The sequence below is a fragment of the Streptococcus oralis genome (assembly GCF_023109315.1).
Classification (GTDB): domain Bacteria; phylum Bacillota; class Bacilli; order Lactobacillales; family Streptococcaceae; genus Streptococcus; species Streptococcus oralis_BS.
This window is the reverse complement of the sequence record NZ_JALDUF010000016.1, coordinates 1-2,175: the sequence shown is the minus strand read 5'-3', so window position 1 is coordinate 2,175 and position 2,175 is coordinate 1. Positions and strand designations below refer to the sequence as shown.

The window sequence follows — 2,175 nt, the reverse complement described above, 5'->3', positions numbered from 1 at the left end:
CCCATAGTCCGTACGGGATTCGAACCCGTGTTACCGCCGTGAAAAGGCGGTGTCTTAACCCCTTGACCAACGGACCTTGAGCTTTTCAACTCTTTCTATTATACCTACTTTTTTACCTTTGTCAAGAACTTTTTGAGAATAGCTTCATTTTTTTATTTTAGCATCTATCTTTTATAACCGGATACCTTATTTTACACTCTTCTTAATCAACTTCACGACTGCTTCTGTCCGTGCAGTGTGGGGAAACATATCAACTGACTGGATATACTGGAGATCATAAACTTTTACCAGTTTAACCAAATCTCGCGCCAAGGTCGAAACATTGCAAGAAACATAAACCATTTTTTCCGGTACATAGGTTAGGATGGTATCTAATAACTTGTCATCTAATCCCGTTCGAGGAGGGTCGACTATCAAGACATTCGCTCGGTAGCCATCCCTTTAGAACAAAAAAATAGAGGTCGAACCTCTCTAAATTTAGGCTCTATAATTTCTGTAGTGGGTAAAACCACTGTAGGAATTATGGAGTCTATTTTGTTGTAGAAAAAAGGCCCATAAGACCTATAATGAAAAAGTGACCAAACCCTCATTAGAAAGAATCTTATGGAACAATTAAATTTTATCACAAACATACTTGGAATTAATGACAAAAATATTATTATCTTAGATTATCTTGATACTGGAACGAATAAAGAAGTCATTGCTAAGCTCGATTATCCTGCCTCTAAATGTCTCAACTGTCAAGGACAAATGGCTAAATATGACTTTCAAATAGAATCCAAAATCCCCTACCTCGAATGTGCTGGCTACAAGACTCTCATTCGATTGAGAAAACGCCGTTTCCGCTGTAAAGACTGTGGAAAAATAGCCGTCGCAGAGACTTCCTTAGTCAAGAAGAATCACCAGATCGCAACCATCGTCAAACAGAAAATCACTCAAAAATTGATTGAGAAAGTCCCTATGACAGCTATCTCCGAAAGTTTATCTGTCTCCACTTCGACAGTCATTCGTCAGTTACATAAATTCAAATTTAAGACTGATCTTAACCACCTTCCAAAACACATGAGTTGGGATAAATATAGCTTCAAGAAAGGAAAGATGAGCTTTATTGCACAGGACTACGATACAAGAAAGATCCTAGCCATCTTAGATGGACGGACTCAAGCAACTATTCGCAATCATTTTCTTCGGTATTCTAGACAGGTAAGAAGTCGCGTGAAAGTCATTAAGCGAAATGCTTTTGGCTTCAGGAACTTTGAAAACTTTAAAACGAGAATTCTCATCGCTTTGAATATCAAAAAGGAGAGAACCAATTTGGTCCTCTCCAGGTTGTAACTTTTTATCAACCCACTATAGTTGACAAAGAGCCGATAAAAAATGAGTCTGGGACAAAAAGATTTTGATTTTAGGAATTCTTTATTATAAATTTTTAAAATCGATAGATTAGACAAAAAAGCGAACAAAACAGAATTCTGAGTGTCAGATAACTGATTTTGTTCGCTTTTTACATTTAAGGTTAGACTTTTGTCCTAGACTCATTTCCTTTCCAATTACTTCCTAAGAACTAACTGAAAATCAACTCTCTTTTAGAGATTATTTATTTTTACGGCTTACAAAGTACAATCCACCAGTCACTGCCATCAAAGCAAGTCCTGCAACTACTGTTGCGTTAGATGCTTTTTCACCAGTGTTAGGAAGTTGAGGTTTTTGTCCTGGTTTTCCTGGTTCATTTGGTTTACCTGGTTCATTTGGTTTACCTGGTGTTGGTTTTTCTGGAGTGTGCGTATTTGTAACGTTCCTACCATCTTCTTTTGCTGTGTAACCTTTGATAGTGCCAACCTCTTTGACCGTGTACTCGATTGGTTTACCATTTGCGTAACGATCAAGGCCTGTAAATTCGAAGGCCCACTCGTTATCTGATAGAGCAGTTGCCTTTGTAACAGTTACAGTCTTACCAGTTTCTTTACCGTTGGCAAGAAGTGCTACAGTAATTGAGTCTGGACGGATACCATCTTTGTTATTAGCATCATCCCAGATCTTCTTACCTTTTACAATAATTTTCTCTGGTGTATGTTCGTTAGTAATCGTGTACTTACCGTCTTTGTCCGTAGTAACTGTTGAGGTATATTCTTTCACAGCCACTTCTTTGACAGTGTACTTGATTTCTTGACCATT

Annotated in this window: 1 protein-coding gene, 1 tRNA gene and 2 pseudogenes; 1 reads left to right on the top strand and 3 read right to left on the bottom strand. The window is 37.7% G+C overall.

Annotation, left to right across the window (positions count from 1 at the left end; all coding sequences use genetic code 11):
* Positions 1-4 precede the first annotated feature (4 nt).
* Both M1F74_RS10050 and M1F74_RS10045 read right to left on the bottom strand, forming a co-directional pair.
* Positions 5-76 (bottom strand) — tRNA-Glu (locus M1F74_RS10050).
* A 110-nt stretch (positions 77-186) separates the two neighbouring features.
* Positions 187-441, bottom strand: a pseudogene (locus M1F74_RS10045) (23S rRNA (uracil(1939)-C(5))-methyltransferase RlmD); the annotation flags it as partial.
* Positions 442-603: 162 nt separating this feature from the next.
* On the opposite strand from M1F74_RS10045, the pseudogene M1F74_RS10040 reads away from it, so the two are divergent.
* Positions 604-1,242: pseudogene (locus tag M1F74_RS10040) on the top strand (transposase family protein); the annotation flags it as partial.
* 351 nt (positions 1,243-1,593) lie between these two features.
* Here the strand turns inward: M1F74_RS10040 and M1F74_RS10035 are convergent.
* A partial coding sequence (locus tag M1F74_RS10035) for a Cna B-type domain-containing protein (RefSeq protein ID WP_247947026.1) occupies positions 1,594-2,175 on the bottom strand: 582 nt, incomplete at its 5' end.